Consider the following 15,281-nt stretch of genomic DNA (forward strand, 5'->3'; position numbering starts at 1 on the left):
TTTAGAGAAAGAAATCCAGTCGGAAATAAACCGGCGCTTCACGTTCAGTGATCGGCCCCGGGCGTTCCAAAGAGTGTGCAAAGGTCACCGTAGCGGCGACGTTCTGGCCGCGCGCAAACAGTTCCACAGAGTTGCTGGTCATGCGCCCGTGCTGCTCGGCGTTGTAGCGGCCATGGCTGATCACACCCTGGTCGTAGCCGAGGCTGGTGCCGTACTCATTCAACACCGGTTGCATCCAGGCCCAAGTCACCGGACGGCTCCAGCGCAGGTCGTTGCGCCAGTAGCCGCCGCTGTCGCCGGCCAGACTTTGATCTTTGTAGCCACGAATCGACGACTGCCCGCCCAGGCTCATTCGCTGCGGGCTGAACAGCACGTCTTCGCTGCGCTGGCCGGTCATCAGGCTGCTGAAGCTGAACGACTCGCCCCACAGTTTGAACGGGTACAGGTAGCTCACGGTCGCCGTGTATTTGCGATAGCGTGCATCAGCTTGGCCGGGACGCGGGTTGTGATTGGCCTGGGCGTCGAATGCGCCGATGCCGTCCTGCATACCGAGGTCGATGTTGAGGAAGGAGGTGCCGATACGCCGGCCGTGGTTGATGCCGAACTGGGCTTCGCTGAGGCGGTTGCTGCTCAGAGCGAGCTTGCTGTCCTCGATGAAATTGTTGGTGCGCAAGTAGGCCACGCCGGTGCTGAGCGAAGTTTTGCTCAGGGCGTCGCGATGGATCACCCGCTCCAGACGCAGTTGGTGGCTCTGGCTATCGCCGGACTGCTTGAAGTTGAAATTGTTGGCTTGGGCCAGCGAGCGGTATTCGGTTTCGCTGTAGCTGTAATTGAGGTTCCACCAACCGAAGGGCAGGCTGTAATTGAGCATCGAATTGCGTGAGGTTTTCTGGTGATCGCTGACCGCATTGTGGCCACCGCGCAACGAGAGCTGGTCGGCCAGACCCAGTGGGTTATCCCAGTCGAGGCTAGCGCCCCACTGCTGCTCACCGGTGCTGCGCTGGCCGCCGTTGTGGCGGGAGAGCCCAACTCGCCAAGGCTTTTGCGGAGTGTTCTTCACCAATACGTCGCTGCCACCGACTTGCTTGCCCGGCGCCAGCTCCATCTGCGCCTGGTTCGATGGGAGGCGGTTGAGCTGGTCGACCATCTGTTCGATTTCTCGAAGATTGAGCAAGTCGCCGGTTTTGCCCGGAAAGCTCATGGCCAATTGTCGATCGGTAATGCCGCTGCCTTCAGCGCCTTTCAAATTTTCCAGCTTGCCCTCGACTACCTGAATTTTGAGGATGCCGCTGGAGAGGTCTTGCTGTGGCAAGTACGCGCGGCTGGTAACTAGGCCTTTGGCCAAGTAGCGATCAGTGATGACCTTGAGCGCTTGGTTGAGTTGTGGCACACCCAGGCATTGGCCGATATAGGGTTTGATCAGTTCCGCACGCTCACCTTCGGACAGCGCATCGGCACCGGCAAGTTCAATGGTTTTTATTGGGAAGCAGCGTGTATCAACGGGCGTTGTCGGCCGGGCAGGCGCTGCGGATTTGCCGGGCAGGTCCTTGAGCTCTTCGAGGCGGCGTTGTTGCTCTTCGAGCAGGCGGTCCTGACGATCACGGATCAGATCGGTAACGCCCGGCGTGTTTTGCGGGGTAGCGCCTTGAGCTGTCCCAGCAAAACCCAGGCAAAAAAAAGCGGACAACAAGCTGAGCCTGGTCCGGTGTACCGAACGCCCCATTTCTAGATCCCTCTACATGGCCTAGTGCCACCAATTGGCGGGGATCATATGGTGGCATTTTAGTGGCGTCAATTAAATGCACGGCTTTGTTTCAGCGGTGACACATGATCAGTTTCAGCCTTATAAAATAATTTGTTTAACATCAAGCACTTAACAATAACCACGAACATCCAATTCAGGCCGGTACCTGGTAAGGCAATAAGGAGGTCCGTACCTTTGGCTTGGTCAACCATGTCTCCGGTCCGTACACTTGGTCGGAAGCTTTACTGGAAGAAAACCGCTCAGTCGTGGTTGCGACAATTTGATTGACCTGCTCTTTGACGAGTACGGCCAGTGATGCCACCCCTTTAACCGGCTGGGTCGGAACCTTTACCGGCACCTGAACACTTCCGCCCAGTAGGGCTGAAGCTTCACTCCTATCCAGCCCACTCAAAATTAATCAAAAGTGACAAATTCATAAATTCACCAGAGCTCTCAGGTTCTGATAGTCATATACACTCAGCCTACTCACGCACGCTGCCAGTCGATTGACACCGAGACGCTGATAGCCGAAAATCGGACCCAATAGCGCCCGATCCTCTGGGGCTGGCTTGTCCAGCTCTATGTTCGGGCCTTCTTGTTTATGGAACATGGAAGTTGCAACAGCTCTTGCCACCGAAGCCCTTTCGGACTTACCCGGACCTCGTTGCGTTACTGATTGAGCGCGGTATGGGCATTGCCAACCCAGCCCGTTCGGAACGTAAACTCGCTCAGGTAGGCTACTACCGTCTCAGTGGTTACTGGTTCCCGGCTCGTAATTTTGTACGAGACCCCCAGCAGAATGTCGTGCTTTGTGATGTAACCCAAAAGCCCCTTCGACAAAACTCCTTCCTTCCAGATACCACTTTCGACGACGCGTTTAGCCTTTATCTGTTCGATAAAAAACTGCGCCAGTTGATGCTTGATGCCATTGAGCGAATCGAGATCCACGTTCGAACTGTCACTGCCCATGAAGTCGGGTATCACGGGGCATTGGCCTATACGGATCCCAGTTTCATCGTCCCAAAGCAGACGCAAAACTGGATGGATAGAAGCAAAAGGCAACGCAACACCTGGCTAGAGTGGCTGGAACGACAAAACGGTCTAGTTGCCCGCAGCCAAGAGGATTGCATTGAATGGCACAAACGAAACCGCAAGGCGATTCCTTTCTGGGTAGCCATTGAGGCATGGGACTTCGGTACGCTCTCCAAGTACTACGAGATACTCAAAGGCAATCATCAAAATCGTATCGCACAGCGTCTGGGCGTCTCGAACACCAGGACACTCAAGCTTTGGCTGCAAGAAATTAACACCCTTCGAAATCGCTGTGCACATCACAGTCGTATTTGGAACCAGGTTTCAGCGAATGCCCTCCCTGACCTTCCTGCAGAGCCATACTTCCAAACGTTGAATTTGGATCACAGCACACTCACTCGTCTTTATGGACAGATCGCTATCATCTGGTTCCTGGTACAACGCATCGGACCAAGCTCAGACTGGATCCGACATGTAGCGGATGTCATAGATTCCAAACCTAACCTTCCTGGGTGCCCGTTCGGGTCCCTTGGGCTTCCGTCTGAAGATGGTTTTCCGCGGCACTTGTTCGGCATCTGAAATCCTGTCTTTTTCGTCCGGTGTCAGCAATAACAAGCACCATCACACGCCTCATGCGATAGGGCATAGAACGAGAACAGCGACGCCTGACTATCCAGATGGATGAACAGGGTGCGGCCTCTGCATCGGCCCCAAATCAGCCCAGATTGACGCCAACCGTGGTTTTACCCGGCCCGCCTTTGGTTGAAACGACTGCAGCGACTTTTATGATATTTACCTCCGAATCATAGGATTAGAGATGCATTCATGCGGGTCACGCTATGCGCTTTGATCGCCCCGAGAAATTCAGGAAAAAAAGCCTGCATCGCTGCAGGCTTTTCCCTATCTGGCTCCACGACCTGGACTCGAACCAGGGACCCAATGATTAACAGTCATTTGCTGGCTGTTAGGCACAACGGGGCCATGGACGAACGTGATGGAGATAGAGGGTTGCCACCAGCCTTCAGCAGGAGGTGGGCAAGTTTCATTTGTAATCATGGGCGGCACGGTGAGTGAGCGCCCTCTTGCAGCGTGATCTTGTCGAATACACGGCAGCCGGTGCCGTCAGCGATGTATTTCAACGCCTGCTGACGGGCCGCCATTCATGCGTGCGTGAGATACCAACGCCAGTCCTGCTCCCCGACTTCAGCATTGAATTGACGGAACTCGCGCCACTTGATCGCCAAAAACACCTTCAGGAATTCGGCACCCAGCGCCTCATGTGCCCAGGTTGAACGTTGCAGTGCCTGCAACGCTGTCAGCCAGTCGGTGGGGAGGAAATCAGTCGCCTGTTCGTAGCCATTGCCCTCAATCGCCGCGCCGGGATCGCTTTGATGAGTGATACCGTGGTGAATGCCCGCGAGCACCGCGGCGGCGGCGAGATAGGGGTTGGCATCGGCACCGCAAATGCGGTGTTCGATATGCCGACTGAGCGCGGGGCCGCCGGGCACACGGAACGACACCGTACGGTTGTTGACGCCCCAACTTTTGGCCAGTGGCGCGTAACTTCCGCTCTGGAACCGGCGATAGGAGTTGGCATGCGGGCAAAATATCGCCAGCGCGTCAAACAAAGTTGCCATCATCCCACCGATAGAGTGCCGCAACAGCGGCGTGCCCTGTGGGTCTTCGCTCGCATACAGGTTGTTCCCCTCCTCGTCCGCCAGGCTGACGTGCAGATGCATGCCGCTACCGGCCTGATCGCTGAATGGCTTGGCCATGAAGCACGCTTGCAGCCCATGTTTGTTGGCCACCCCTTTGACCAGGCGCTTGTAGCGTACGCCTTCATCGATGGCCTGGAGTGCATCGAAACGATGTTCCAGCGTCAACTCGAGCTGGCCCGGAGCGTACTCGGAGATCGCCGTACGTACCGGCAGCCCTTGCAGCGCGCACGCCGCGTAGAGGTCATCAAGGAACGGTTGAAGCTGCTCCAACTCGTAGACGCCATACACCTGCGGAGCAACCGGGCGCACGCCATTGGTTTGCAGCGCCGGCTGCGGCCGGCCGTTGACATCGCGTTGCCGGTCCAGCAGGTAAAATTCCAACTCAACCGCCATGACCGGATGGAATCCATCGGCTTTCAGCCGCTCGATGGTGTTCACCAGGACATGGCGCGGGTCGGCGGGCGCGGCGGGAAGACCTTGGGTCGGGTGCAGGCTCACCTGCACTTGACCGGTGGGATGGCTGCGCCAGGGTTGCAGGGTCAGGCTTCCCGGCAAGGGGTAAGTCCAGCAATCCGCATCAGCGACATCCCAGACCAGGCCAGTCTCGTCTACGTCCTCGCCCTGCACGGTCAAGGCGAGAATGGAACTTGGCAGTGGCCGACCATTCTCGTAGATGGCCAGTAGCTCGTCGCGATGCAACAGCTTGCCCCGTGGAACACCGTTCGCATCGATTAGGAACAGCTCGATGCTCAGCACTTCAGGGTGGGCGGCCAGGTAATCCTGGGCTTCTTTTTTATCGGCAAATTGCATGTCAAACCTCTTAGCGCTCATTCAAGCGGCTGGCAGTATTTAAGAACAATGGCGTTTTCAGACATGCCGTTATGAAGAGATAACCCGCGCGCCAGGTATGGCAAGCAACGCAGTCAGCGCGCTATCCAACTCACCGATCAGCCTGTCGATATCGGCATCACTTGTTTGTGGACAGCACAGGGTCATGTTGTGAAAAGGCGTGATCAGGATGCCGCGATTGATCAAGTAGAGATGCAGGGCCATTTGAAGGCTGTCGTGAAACGCCGCCTCGGCTTGCGCACCGGTCCTGGGCGAGGTGGCACAGAATTGAAACTCACAACGCGCGCCCAACTCGGTGACTGACCAGTTCAGTTGGTGCAGTTTGAACAACGCTCGCAATCCCTGGGCCAGGCGCGAGGCCAGGGGCAGCATGTGCTGGTAGGCCGACGCTGTCATGACCTCTTCGAGGCTGGCGCGCATGCAACGCATCGCCAGTGCATTGGCGGACAGCGTCGTTCCCATACCGCTGTGGCCATGCCCGCCGCCCTCTGCGCTGACGGTCTTCTGTGCGTCTTGCATGGCCGAGGCAACGTGCTCGGTCATGCCGAACACAGCGCAAGGCACGCCACCTGCGATGGGCTTGCCCACCACGAAAAAGTCGGGCTCCAACGCCCATTGGCGCGTGCATCCACCGATGCCGGTGGAAATAGTGTGGGTTTCATCAATGATCAGCAGGCTGCCATATTGACGGGTCAGCTCTCGGCACTTTTGCATGAAACCCGGATCGGGCAGGACCATGCCAATGTTCGTCATCGCCGGCTCGCACATCAGTGCGCATACATCGCCCTGGGCTAGAGCAGCCTCCAGCGCGGCAACATCGTTGAAGGGGATGGATCGACTGTATTGGGTCAGATCGTAGGCTTGGCCCACAAGGCCTGAACGGTGCACTGTTTTGCCGTTGCGGCAGCGCACCATGACGTCATCCACGGTGCCGTGATAGCAGCCGTCGAACACCAGCAAGACATTGCGTTGGGTAATAGCCCGCGCCCAGCGCAACACATAACGGTTGGCATCAGTCGCAGTAGCGCTCACCTGCCAGTAAGGCAGCTCGAATCGCTGAGCCAGCAACTCGCCGCAGACCACCGCGTCTTCGCCCGGCAGCATCGTGGTCAAGCCGTTATTGGCCTGTTCGGTGATGGCGCGGACGATAGGATCAGGTGAATGACCAAACATGGTGCCGGTGTCGCCCAGGCAAAAGTCTATGTATTCGTGACCGTCAACATCGGTGAAGCGTGCCCCTTTGGCACGCTGGACGAAGAGCGGCGAAGGCATCGACCAATCGCTCATCCAGTGCATGGGCACACCGTTGAACAGATTCGCCTCGGCACGCTTGGCCAGCGCCATGGACGTTGGATTGTTTTGTATAAAACGGGCACGTTCGGAGGCGGCAAAAGCAGCAATTGCTGATTCACTAATTCCACTTTTCAACATGATCAAAACCCTATGTCAGTTATCAAATCAATTAACCATCGATGATTGACGGGCGGCCGAATACGCTTCAGTGAACTTACCTATTTTTTGATAGGTCGCACTTTTATAAAGCGTGGTATATAGCCGCGCCTTCCCCAGGAACTTTCGTTAATCGTGTGGGAGCGTATTCAAACTTAATAGTCAGCTTGAGGGGCTTTGTTCTCGATCAGGCAGTTGCCGCCATCCACCACAATAACTTCACCGGTGATGTAACTGGATTCAGGCGATGCCAAAAAGGCAACCGCCGCGGCCACTTCTCGGGGATTGCCCGCCCGCCCCATCGGCGTGAAGCGCCCCGCCTGCGCTTCAACGGGCGTCGTTGAACCGGTGGCGATCCATCCGGGAGCCACGCTGTTTACAGTGACTCCCTGCCTGGCGACTTCCAGTGCAAGCCCCATGCTCATGCCTATCATTGCAGCCTTGGCGGCGCTGTAAGCAACTTCGCCTGGATTGCTGCCTCGGGTTCCCGTAGTGGAACTGATGTTGACGATGCGCCCGTAATTTCGCGCCTTCATACCGGGCAACACGGCTCGGGTCAGCAGAAAGGCAGTGGTCAGGTTTCTGGCCAGTGAAAGGTTCCAGTCATGCAGTTCCATTGTCGCCAATTCCGAGAAAATCTCAGGGCTGCCCTGCATGGACATGCCCGCATTGTTCACCAGAATATCAACCCGCCCCCAGACTGACTCGACCCATAGGCTGAAGTCACGCACCTGACTTTGATCGGTGAGATCAGTTGGCCGGCCTTCAACTTCAAACCCTTCATGGCGCAGTTCTTCCACCCGGTCCGCGATGCGCTTGCTACTGGCAGTGATGATCAACTTCGCCCCGGATGCACCTAGTCTGCGAGCAATAGCCATACCGATCCCGGAGTCACTCCCGGCACCACTGACAAGTGCCACATGCCCCTTCAATTCTTGACCCAACATGGTGTGCCCCACGTATTTAATTTGAAAGAGAGTGGAAACTAGGCCAATAAACCTGATAAATAAAGACGACCATTATCAGAAAAACTGACGACCACCATGGCGTTTACCAGCGAGTCCCTTAAGCTCTTCCTCTGCGTCATGGACAGCGGCTCTTTTTCCGCCGCGGCTCGAAAATTAGGCCGGGTCCCCTCGGCCATCAACATGGCGGTGTCGCAGCTTGAAGCCGAGCTGGATTTGTTGCTTTTTGACCGATCAACCCGCAAAGCCATTCCTACGCCAGCCGCCAAGGCACTCGAGCCCCAAGCACGACAGGTCGCCAGCCAGCTGAACCTGCTGGACGCCCATGCGCTGCAGCTTCATCAGGGGTTGGAGGGGCGCCTGGTCCTTGCGATGGCGCCGGAGTTGCAAACAGGCATCTGGAATCGTCCGCTGTCCATTATCGCCAGGGAGTTTCCCACGCTGGAGATCGAGATTCGCTCCGCGTCGCACCCCGAGGCGATGCGCATGCTCCATGAAGGGCGTGTGCAATTGGCGCTTGGATTCGAACGACCAGGGCTTGACGAGCGCGAGACGTTTCTTGAGGCGGGGAGCCAGTTGCTAGTCGCGGTTGCTGCTCCAGATCATCCCGCGGCCGCCGGCAAAAAAAGCCCCTTGAGTGAGGAGCAACTGGTCAATGTTCGGCAGATCATCGTTGCGACCGGAGGACCTGCAGATTCCGACCCACGTGTTGTGCTGTCGCGGCGGATCTGGCACAGCGACAATTATCTGGCCACTCTGGACCTGGTGCAGCAAGGATTGGGTTGGGCTTATCTTCCACAGCCGCTGGTACAACCTCTTCTCACGTCGGGCGCATTGACGGAGGTGGTGTTTGACTACATGCCGAGTCAGATGCGGTTATGGGTCGATATCATCTGGGTAAAAAACCGACCGCTGGGGCTGGGCGCGCGGCGTTACCTGAGCCTGATGCGCGAAATGGCCGAGGGCGAACCTCGGCGTGTTTGACGAGTAAAAATGAATGGCCGCTCTGCGCGGCCATCGCCTTCGGGTGGGCAGGCGCTTACCAAGCCGCGATATGCGAATCCGCCCGTGGCTCAGTGCCTCCGCACAACACGCCGGTGACCGGGTCACGCAGGATGATCTGCCCTCGCCCGTAGTCGGTCAGGTCGCTGTCGGTCCGCACCTTGTGCCCGCGCCGCGCCAACGCATTGACCAGGTCCCGTGAAGCACCGTGTTCGATGCCGACCTTCATGTCGCCCAGCCATTGCCAGCGCGGTGCGTCCAACGCCGCCTGCGGGTTGAGACCGAAGTCCACCAGGTTCATCACCATCTGCACATGGCCCTGGGGCTGCATATAGCCGCCCATTACGCCGAACGGTCCAAGGGCCTTGCCATCCTTGCTGAGAAAGCCGGGAATGATGGTGTGGAAGGTTTTCTTGCCCGGTGCCAGGCAGTTGGCGTGGGCCTCATCGAGGCTGAATTCCTGCCCGCGATTCTGCAGGGCGATGCCGCTGTCGGGCAGCACCACGCCGGAGCCGAAGCCGTGATAGTTGCTCTGGATAAACGAAACCATATTGCCTTCGGCGTCCGCCGTGGCCAGGTACACCGTGCCGCTGGCATGGGGATCGCCAGGCTTGGGTGGCTGGGCCTGCTCGCCGATCTGGCCACGGCGGCGGGTGCTGTAGTCATCGCTGAGCAGGTCGGCCACCGCCACGCGCATGTGCGCCGGGTCGGTGATGTAGTGCAGGCCGTCGCTGTAGGCGAGCTTCATCGCCTCCAGCTGGCGGTGCCAGGTCTGCTGGCTGTCGCGGTGATCGAAGCTGAAGCCTTCAAGAATCTTCAGCGCCATCAGGGCGACCAGGCCCTGGCCGCTGGGCGGGATTTCCCAGACATCCACGCCACGGTAATTGATGTGGATCGGCTCGACCCACTGCGCACGGTAATCCTTGAGATCACTGGCGCGCAGGTAGCCGCCGCTGGCGCGCGAATGCGCGTCCAGGCGCTCGGCCAGGGCGCCGCGATACAGGCTTTCGCAGCAGGTGGCGGCCAGCTCTTCCAGCGTGCGGGCCTGGGCCGGGTTGCGGAAGATCTCACCCGCTTGAGGCGCGCGTCCGTCGATCAGGAAGGTGTCGAACCAGGCTTGCAGCACCTCATCGCGGTGCGGGCCGAATTCGTTCAAGGATATCTGCCATTGATGGGCAACCACCGGCGACAACGGGAACCCGTCGCGCGCCAGGCTGATGGCCGGTTGCAACACGTCGGCAAACGGCAATTTACCGAAGCGTTTCGACAACTCGGCCCACGCCGACGGGCAACCCGGCACCGTGACCGGGGTCCAGCCGTACAGCGGCATCTGTGAGTGCCCCGCCGCCTTGACCGCCTCGATACTCAAGGCCGCCGGCGCGTGGCCATTGCCATTCAGGCCATGCAACTGGCCCCTGCACCACACCAAGGCAAACGCGTCGCCGCCCAGGCCGCAACCGGTGGGTTCTACGACGGTGAGGGCCGCCGCCGTGGCAATAGCGGCGTCGATGGCATTGCCGCCCTTCTGCATGATCTGGATGCCGGCCTGGGCCGCCAGCGGCTGCGATGCCGCGACCATGCCGCGACGGGCGAACACGCTCTGGCGTTGCGACGGATAGGGGTACTCGTGAGCGGAGAATTTCAACATGGCAAAGGCTCTTCAAAAAAGGTCATAGCACGCGGCTGAGAAACGCCCGGGTACGTGGATGGCTGGGGTGGCTGAAAATCTGCTCCGGCGGCCCCTGCTCGATCAACTCGCCCTGATCGAGCACCACCACGCGGTCGGCCACTTCGCGGGCAAAGCCCATTTCATGGGTGACCACCACCATGGTCATGCCCTCCTCGGCCAACTCCTTCATCACCTGCAGGACCTCGCCGACGGTTTCCGGGTCGAGGGCGCTGGTGGGCTCGTCGAACAGCATGGCCTGGGGCTTCATCGCCAGCGCACGGGCAATCGCCACCCGTTGCTGCTGGCCACCGGAAAGCATCGACGGGTAGTGGCCGGCCTTGTCCGCCAGACCGACCCGCGCCAGCAAACCACGCGCCTGCTCCAGCGCTTCGGCACGCGAAACGCCGAGTACCTGGATCGGCGCTTCGATGATGTTTTCCAACGCGGTCATATGGGGGAACAGGTTGAAGCGCTGGAACACCATGCCGATGTCACGGCGCTGGCGGGCGATGTTGCACTCCGAGTCGCGTACCAGGCTGCCGTCGCTGCGTTCGCGATAGCCCATGGCGCGGCCGTTGACGCGGATGCGTCCGCCCTGGATGTCTTCGAGCAGGTTGATGCAGCGGATAAAGGTGGTCTTGCCGGAGCCGGAAGCACCGATCAGCACCACCACTTCACCGCGCCGTACTTGCAGGGAGATGCCCTTGAGGATCTGCAACGCGCCGAACGATTTTTGGATGTCCAACGCCTCGATGATCAGTTCTTCACTTTGGTGCGCCATGGTTAACGTCCCCTCAGCAGTTTCAGGGTGCCGCGGCCGAACATGCGGCTGGCGGCCGGCGGCGGCGCCGACGGCCGGTCGGACTGGCCAAAGCGATTTTCGAGCCAGCGTTGGAAAAAGCCCCACAGGGTAGTCAGCGTCAGGAAGTACAGGGCGACCACCAGGTACAGCTCGAACACGCGGAAGGTCGCCGACGTAATCATCTGGGTGCTGAGCAGCAGCTCCTGCACCCCGATCACGCTGACCAGCGTGGTGTTCTTGAGCATCACGTTGAACTCATTGCCCAGCGGCGGCACGATCACCCGGAACGCCTGGGGCAGCACGATACGCCGCATCAGCTTGCCGAACCCCATGCCCAGGGAACGTCCGGCTTCGTACTGGCCCTTGTCCACCGCGCCGATACCCGCGCGGATGATCTCGGCCATGTACGCACCTTCATTCAGGCCCAGGGCGATGATCGCCGCCTGGATATTGCCGGGGACGATCAGGCCGAACAGCTCGATGTCCTCGAAGCGGAAGATCCCGCCCGCCGCCAGTGCGGTGTACAGAAACACGATCTGTACCAGCAACGGCGTGCCGCGCATCAGCCACACGTAAAAGCGTACCGGCAAGTGCAGCAACGGGTTCTTCGACAGACGCAACAGCGCCGCCGCCAACCCCAGCGCACAGCCGAGCAGCATCGCCAGCACGCTGATCAGGCAGGTCAGCCAAAGCCCGGTGAGGTACACCCCGCTGGGCTGCAGCAGGTACTGCCAGAACACATCCCAATTGAAATTCATCGCCGTTTTGCCTCAGTCGAGTGTGTCGCTGCTGACATGCCATTTGTTGAGCAATTGCACGTAGCTGCCGTCGCTGCGCATGTCGCTGATGATCTGCTGCACGGCGGCGGTCAGTTGCGGATCATCCTTGCGCATACCCAGGCCGGTAAGGATGCGGCTGAATGCCGGGACGCCTTCCTGGAACAGCTCCGGCGCCATCGCAGCGTAGTAACCGGCCGTTTCCACGGTGGTGCCGTAGGCGTCGACCTGGCTGATGCGCAGGGCCTGGAAGGCATCGGTGTCGGTGTTGTACACCACCAGTTTCATCGGGGGCTTGCCGGCCTTGGCGAGGTTTTCGTTTTGCGTATCGAGCAGGGTCTTGATGGTGGAGCCGTTAAGTACCGCAACCTTGTGTGCGGACAGGTCATCCAACGTTTTGATGCCTTTAGGGTTGCCTTTGGGCACCACCACCGACTGGCTGGAATACATGTAGTTGACGATGTCGATCACCTGACGGCGCTCGGGTTTATCGAACAGTTGGTCGACGATCATGTCGCACTGCTGGGCGAGCAGCGCCGGCACCAGGCCGGAGAACGGAATCACCCGCCATTGCACCTGCTTGTCGCCCAGACGCTTGGCGATTTCCAGACCCAGGTCGACGGTGAGGCCGCGCGGTTTCTGGGCTTCGTCGAAGGACACCAGGGGCGGTGAATCCATCCCCGAGCAGTAGGTGAGTTTGTCGACCTTTTGCAGGCGCTCCGGCACTTGGGGCGCGGCAAACGCCCATTGTGTGCACAGACCCAGGGTTACAGCCACCAGCAAGGCGCGGCGTTGTTTATGCATGACCAGACACTCCACTTCGTTGAATAACGGGGCAGGACTAAAGTCAAAACACGGACGGGTTCGGACCCGTCTCTATTATTTTTTCGAGCGCAGAAAGTGACTCAACGCCGGTACGGTGCCTTCGATGTGCTCGCGCACCACCGCCTCGGCACGGGCGGCGTCACCGGCGCGGATCGCGTCGAGGATCACCGCGTGTTCCTGGCGCGCGCTGAGGGGTTTTTCGCTGTGCTGCAACCACAAGCGCATGGGCGCTTCCACCAGCGAATACAACGCCGAAATCTGCTTCATCAAGCGCGGGCGACCGCTGAGGCTGCACAGGTATTCATGAAAGGCGCGGTGGCGACGGACCCACGCGGCGCTCTCGTCGCGGTAGTCATCCATCTCGTCCAGCAGCCGCTCCAGAGCCGCCATCTGGCGCTCGCCGATGCGGCTGACCGCGACGCGCACGGCCAGGCCCTCTAGAGCGCTACGCATCTCGAACACCTCGTGCAGCTCGTCGATATCCAGACCGCTCACGACTGCGCCACGGTTAGGCCTTAGGGTCACCAACCCCTGGGCATCCAGGCGGCGAAACGCTTCGCGCACCGGCATGCGGCTCATGCCGATCTCGCTGGCAATATCCTCGGCGATCAGCCGATCACCTTTGCGGTAGCGACCGCCGCAGATGGCATCGAGCAGAAAGTTGTAGGCCTCCTCCTCGGCAGTGAGGGGCTGGCGGTCAACGTAAGCGGGAGCAAATTGCATTGGCAGCCTCTTTGTATTTTTGTATCCAATTATCCACGGATGCAACTAAGCAGAATGTGTGCCAATGGGCTTGGTTCAGGGTTAACTGGCTGATTCAAATGTGATCTTTCGTTTACGCGCAAGCGAGATACGCGGCGCAGATAGAGCCATGTGCTACCAAATGGCACAACGACTGCCCGTTTTTGTGCAGGGAGGTAGCGGGATGATGACGCGCTCAACCACCCTTGAAGCCCCATACGGTCCAGGCATATTGACTGGATTGCGACGAAAATCGAGCGCTGGCAAACAGTCTTGGCTGACCAGGCACGCCAGACTAACCACTCCAAACCAAGAGGAGTCGGTATGAAATACCCATGTGTCGCCGCGGGCCTTTTTGCCCTTTCACTCATCGCTGCCACTGCACAAGCCCAGTCGTTCACGGTGCAAAGCAGCAGTGTCCAGGACGGGCATTTTCGACAGCGTCAATTTGCCAATGTGTTCGGCTGCACCGGCAAGAACCTCTCCCCTGAGATTTCCTGGAGCGGTGCCCCGCCGGACACCCAGAGCTTTGTAGTAACCCTGTATGATCCAGACGCTCCGACGGGCTCGGGATGGTGGCATTGGGTGCTGGCTAACGTGCCTGCAACCGTCAATGAACTGAAGGAAGGCGCAGGTAGCGTCGGTGGTACATTGCCCGCCGGTACGCTGCAGATACGCGGTGACAACGGTATGCCCGGCTATCTGGGTGCCTGCCCACCCGAAGGGCAAACCCACAACTATGTGATCGCGGTATACGCCATGAAAACCGATAAATTGACGCTACCGCCGACGGTCACACCGGCAATGCTTGGCTTCATGGTGCCAGGTGGTTCGCTTGCCAAAGCCACGCTGACGGTACAGGGCGGCCGCTGATGCCATTCACGAACGCTTACGACGCTTTGCGCATCACCCAGCGGCCTGGGGTCGGGACCGCGGGCGTCGTTCTTCAGCATGGAAACCTGGAGTTCAAGCGTTTGTATATCGAGAGTCCCATCTTGATCTATGTTGAGCGGGGCTCGAAAATCGTGCGCTGGTCAGGGGGTGAATACCTGATCAACCCAGGCGAGGCGATTGCCGTGGCGGGTGGTCAATCCTTGGACATCGTCAACCGGCTGGCCCAGGACGGCAGTTACCAAGCCCACTGGCTGGTGTGGGACGAAGCGTTGATCCAAACGAACGCCGAAGCCAATACGCACCTGGCGGCCATTCGATACGCTCAACCCATCACAGGCGAAGGTGGGCATTTTGCCGAGTCGTTCAGGCGCGCCATTGAAGCGGTAATAGACAGCACGGTGCCAGACCCTGTCGCTCGGCATCGCGTACAGGAATTGCTGACCTGGGTTGGCGTGACGGGTGGGCGGTTCGAACCGCCGCGCCTGCCGACGATGGCGATCAAAGTGCGGCAACTGATCGCCAGCGACCTGGCAAACGACTGGAGTGCACTGGATGTCGCCTCCACCTTTGCGCTCAGCGAAGCCACGCTGCGGCGCAGGCTCGCGGAAGAAGGCACCACGTTCAGTCGCTTATTGATCGATGCACGCATGACCCTTGCCCTGCAACTGTTGCAATCATCCGCGCAGACCGTCATGCAGATAGCGCTTTGCGTCGGCTACCAGACGCCGTCGCAATTTGCCGTGCGTTTTCGTGATCGGTTCGGCTTCCCACCCACTGCCGTTCGTGGGCATCGACGCTGAAGCGGCGGGCCTCCA

The 15,281-nt window shown here is 59.2% G+C and carries 14 protein-coding genes and 1 tRNA gene; 4 read left to right on the forward strand and 11 right to left on the reverse strand.

Annotated elements, in window-relative coordinates; all coding sequences use genetic code 11:
• Position 1 precedes the first annotated feature (1 nt).
• Positions 2-1,723, reverse strand: coding sequence for a ShlB/FhaC/HecB family hemolysin secretion/activation protein (locus PSH66_RS15805; RefSeq protein ID WP_305427179.1), 1,722 nt, complete (start codon positions 1,721-1,723; stop codon positions 2-4).
• A gap of 68 nt (positions 1,724-1,791) precedes the next feature.
• Positions 1,792-1,956, reverse strand: coding sequence for a hypothetical protein (locus tag PSH66_RS15810; RefSeq protein WP_305427180.1), 165 nt, complete (start codon positions 1,954-1,956; stop codon positions 1,792-1,794).
• 475 nt (positions 1,957-2,431) lie between these two features.
• On the opposite strand from PSH66_RS15810, the gene PSH66_RS15815 reads away from it, so the two are divergent.
• Positions 2,432-3,355 carry an Abi family protein gene (locus tag PSH66_RS15815; RefSeq protein ID WP_157135721.1) on the forward strand — a complete coding sequence of 308 codons (924 nt, stop codon included), beginning with the start codon at positions 2,432-2,434 and terminating at the stop codon, positions 3,353-3,355.
• Positions 3,356-3,681: 326 nt separating this feature from the next.
• Here the strand turns inward: PSH66_RS15815 and PSH66_RS15820 are convergent.
• The 4 genes from PSH66_RS15820 to PSH66_RS15835 all read right to left on the reverse strand — a co-directional run bounded on the left by PSH66_RS15820 (position 3,682) and on the right by PSH66_RS15835 (position 7,739).
• Positions 3,682-3,762, reverse strand: a tRNA-Asn gene (locus PSH66_RS15820).
• A 174-nt stretch (positions 3,763-3,936) separates the two neighbouring features.
• The gene (locus tag PSH66_RS15825; RefSeq protein WP_305427181.1) at positions 3,937-5,304 is read right to left on the reverse strand and encodes a glutamine synthetase family protein; all 1,368 of its coding nucleotides are present in this window, start codon (positions 5,302-5,304) and stop codon (positions 3,937-3,939) included.
• A 69-nt stretch (positions 5,305-5,373) separates the two neighbouring features.
• On the reverse strand, positions 5,374-6,774 hold the full coding sequence (locus PSH66_RS15830; protein ID WP_305429617.1) for an aspartate aminotransferase family protein: 1,401 nt from the start codon (positions 6,772-6,774) through the stop codon (positions 5,374-5,376).
• Positions 6,775-6,947: 173 nt separating this feature from the next.
• On the reverse strand, positions 6,948-7,739 hold the full coding sequence (locus PSH66_RS15835; RefSeq protein ID WP_305427182.1) for an SDR family NAD(P)-dependent oxidoreductase: 792 nt from the start codon (positions 7,737-7,739) through the stop codon (positions 6,948-6,950).
• 96 nt (positions 7,740-7,835) lie between these two features.
• Here PSH66_RS15835 and PSH66_RS15840 point away from each other — a divergent pair, with 96 nt between their 5' ends.
• A complete protein-coding gene (locus tag PSH66_RS15840; RefSeq protein WP_003174039.1) occupies positions 7,836-8,741 on the forward strand; it encodes a LysR family transcriptional regulator in 906 nt (301 codons plus the stop codon).
• Between the two features lie 55 nt (positions 8,742-8,796).
• Here PSH66_RS15840 and PSH66_RS15845 read toward each other — a convergent pair whose 3' ends face one another.
• The 5 genes from PSH66_RS15845 to PSH66_RS15865 all read right to left on the reverse strand — a co-directional run bounded on the left by PSH66_RS15845 (position 8,797) and on the right by PSH66_RS15865 (position 13,554).
• Positions 8,797-10,407 carry a gamma-glutamyltransferase family protein gene (locus PSH66_RS15845; protein WP_305427183.1) on the reverse strand — a complete coding sequence of 537 codons (1,611 nt, stop codon included), beginning with the start codon at positions 10,405-10,407 and terminating at the stop codon, positions 8,797-8,799.
• Between the two features lie 22 nt (positions 10,408-10,429).
• Entirely contained in the window at positions 10,430-11,209 is a 780-nt protein-coding gene (locus PSH66_RS15850) for an amino acid ABC transporter ATP-binding protein (protein WP_305427184.1), read from the reverse strand.
• A 2-nt stretch (positions 11,210-11,211) separates the two neighbouring features.
• The gene (locus PSH66_RS15855; protein WP_305427185.1) at positions 11,212-11,988 is read right to left on the reverse strand and encodes an amino acid ABC transporter permease; all 777 of its coding nucleotides are present in this window, start codon (positions 11,986-11,988) and stop codon (positions 11,212-11,214) included.
• 12 nt (positions 11,989-12,000) lie between these two features.
• The gene (locus PSH66_RS15860; RefSeq protein ID WP_003174043.1) at positions 12,001-12,810 is read right to left on the reverse strand and encodes an ABC transporter substrate-binding protein; all 810 of its coding nucleotides are present in this window, start codon (positions 12,808-12,810) and stop codon (positions 12,001-12,003) included.
• Between the two features lie 75 nt (positions 12,811-12,885).
• Positions 12,886-13,554 (reverse strand): GntR family transcriptional regulator, encoded by a 669-nt coding sequence (locus tag PSH66_RS15865; RefSeq protein ID WP_003174044.1) that lies wholly within the window; start codon positions 13,552-13,554, stop codon positions 12,886-12,888.
• Between the two features lie 342 nt (positions 13,555-13,896).
• Here PSH66_RS15865 and PSH66_RS15870 point away from each other — a divergent pair, with 342 nt between their 5' ends.
• Both PSH66_RS15870 and PSH66_RS15875 read left to right on the forward strand, forming a co-directional pair.
• The gene (locus PSH66_RS15870) at positions 13,897-14,445 is read left to right on the forward strand and encodes a YbhB/YbcL family Raf kinase inhibitor-like protein (RefSeq protein WP_003174045.1); all 549 of its coding nucleotides are present in this window, start codon (positions 13,897-13,899) and stop codon (positions 14,443-14,445) included.
• Entirely contained in the window at positions 14,445-15,266 is an 822-nt protein-coding gene (locus tag PSH66_RS15875) for an AraC family transcriptional regulator (protein ID WP_305427186.1), read from the forward strand. Before PSH66_RS15870 ends, PSH66_RS15875 begins: the two co-directional genes overlap by 1 nt.
• Positions 15,267-15,281 lie beyond the last annotated feature (15 nt).

The sequence above is a fragment of the Pseudomonas sp. FP597 genome, from assembly GCF_030687435.1.
Lineage (GTDB): Bacteria > Pseudomonadota > Gammaproteobacteria > Pseudomonadales > Pseudomonadaceae > Aquipseudomonas > Aquipseudomonas lactucae.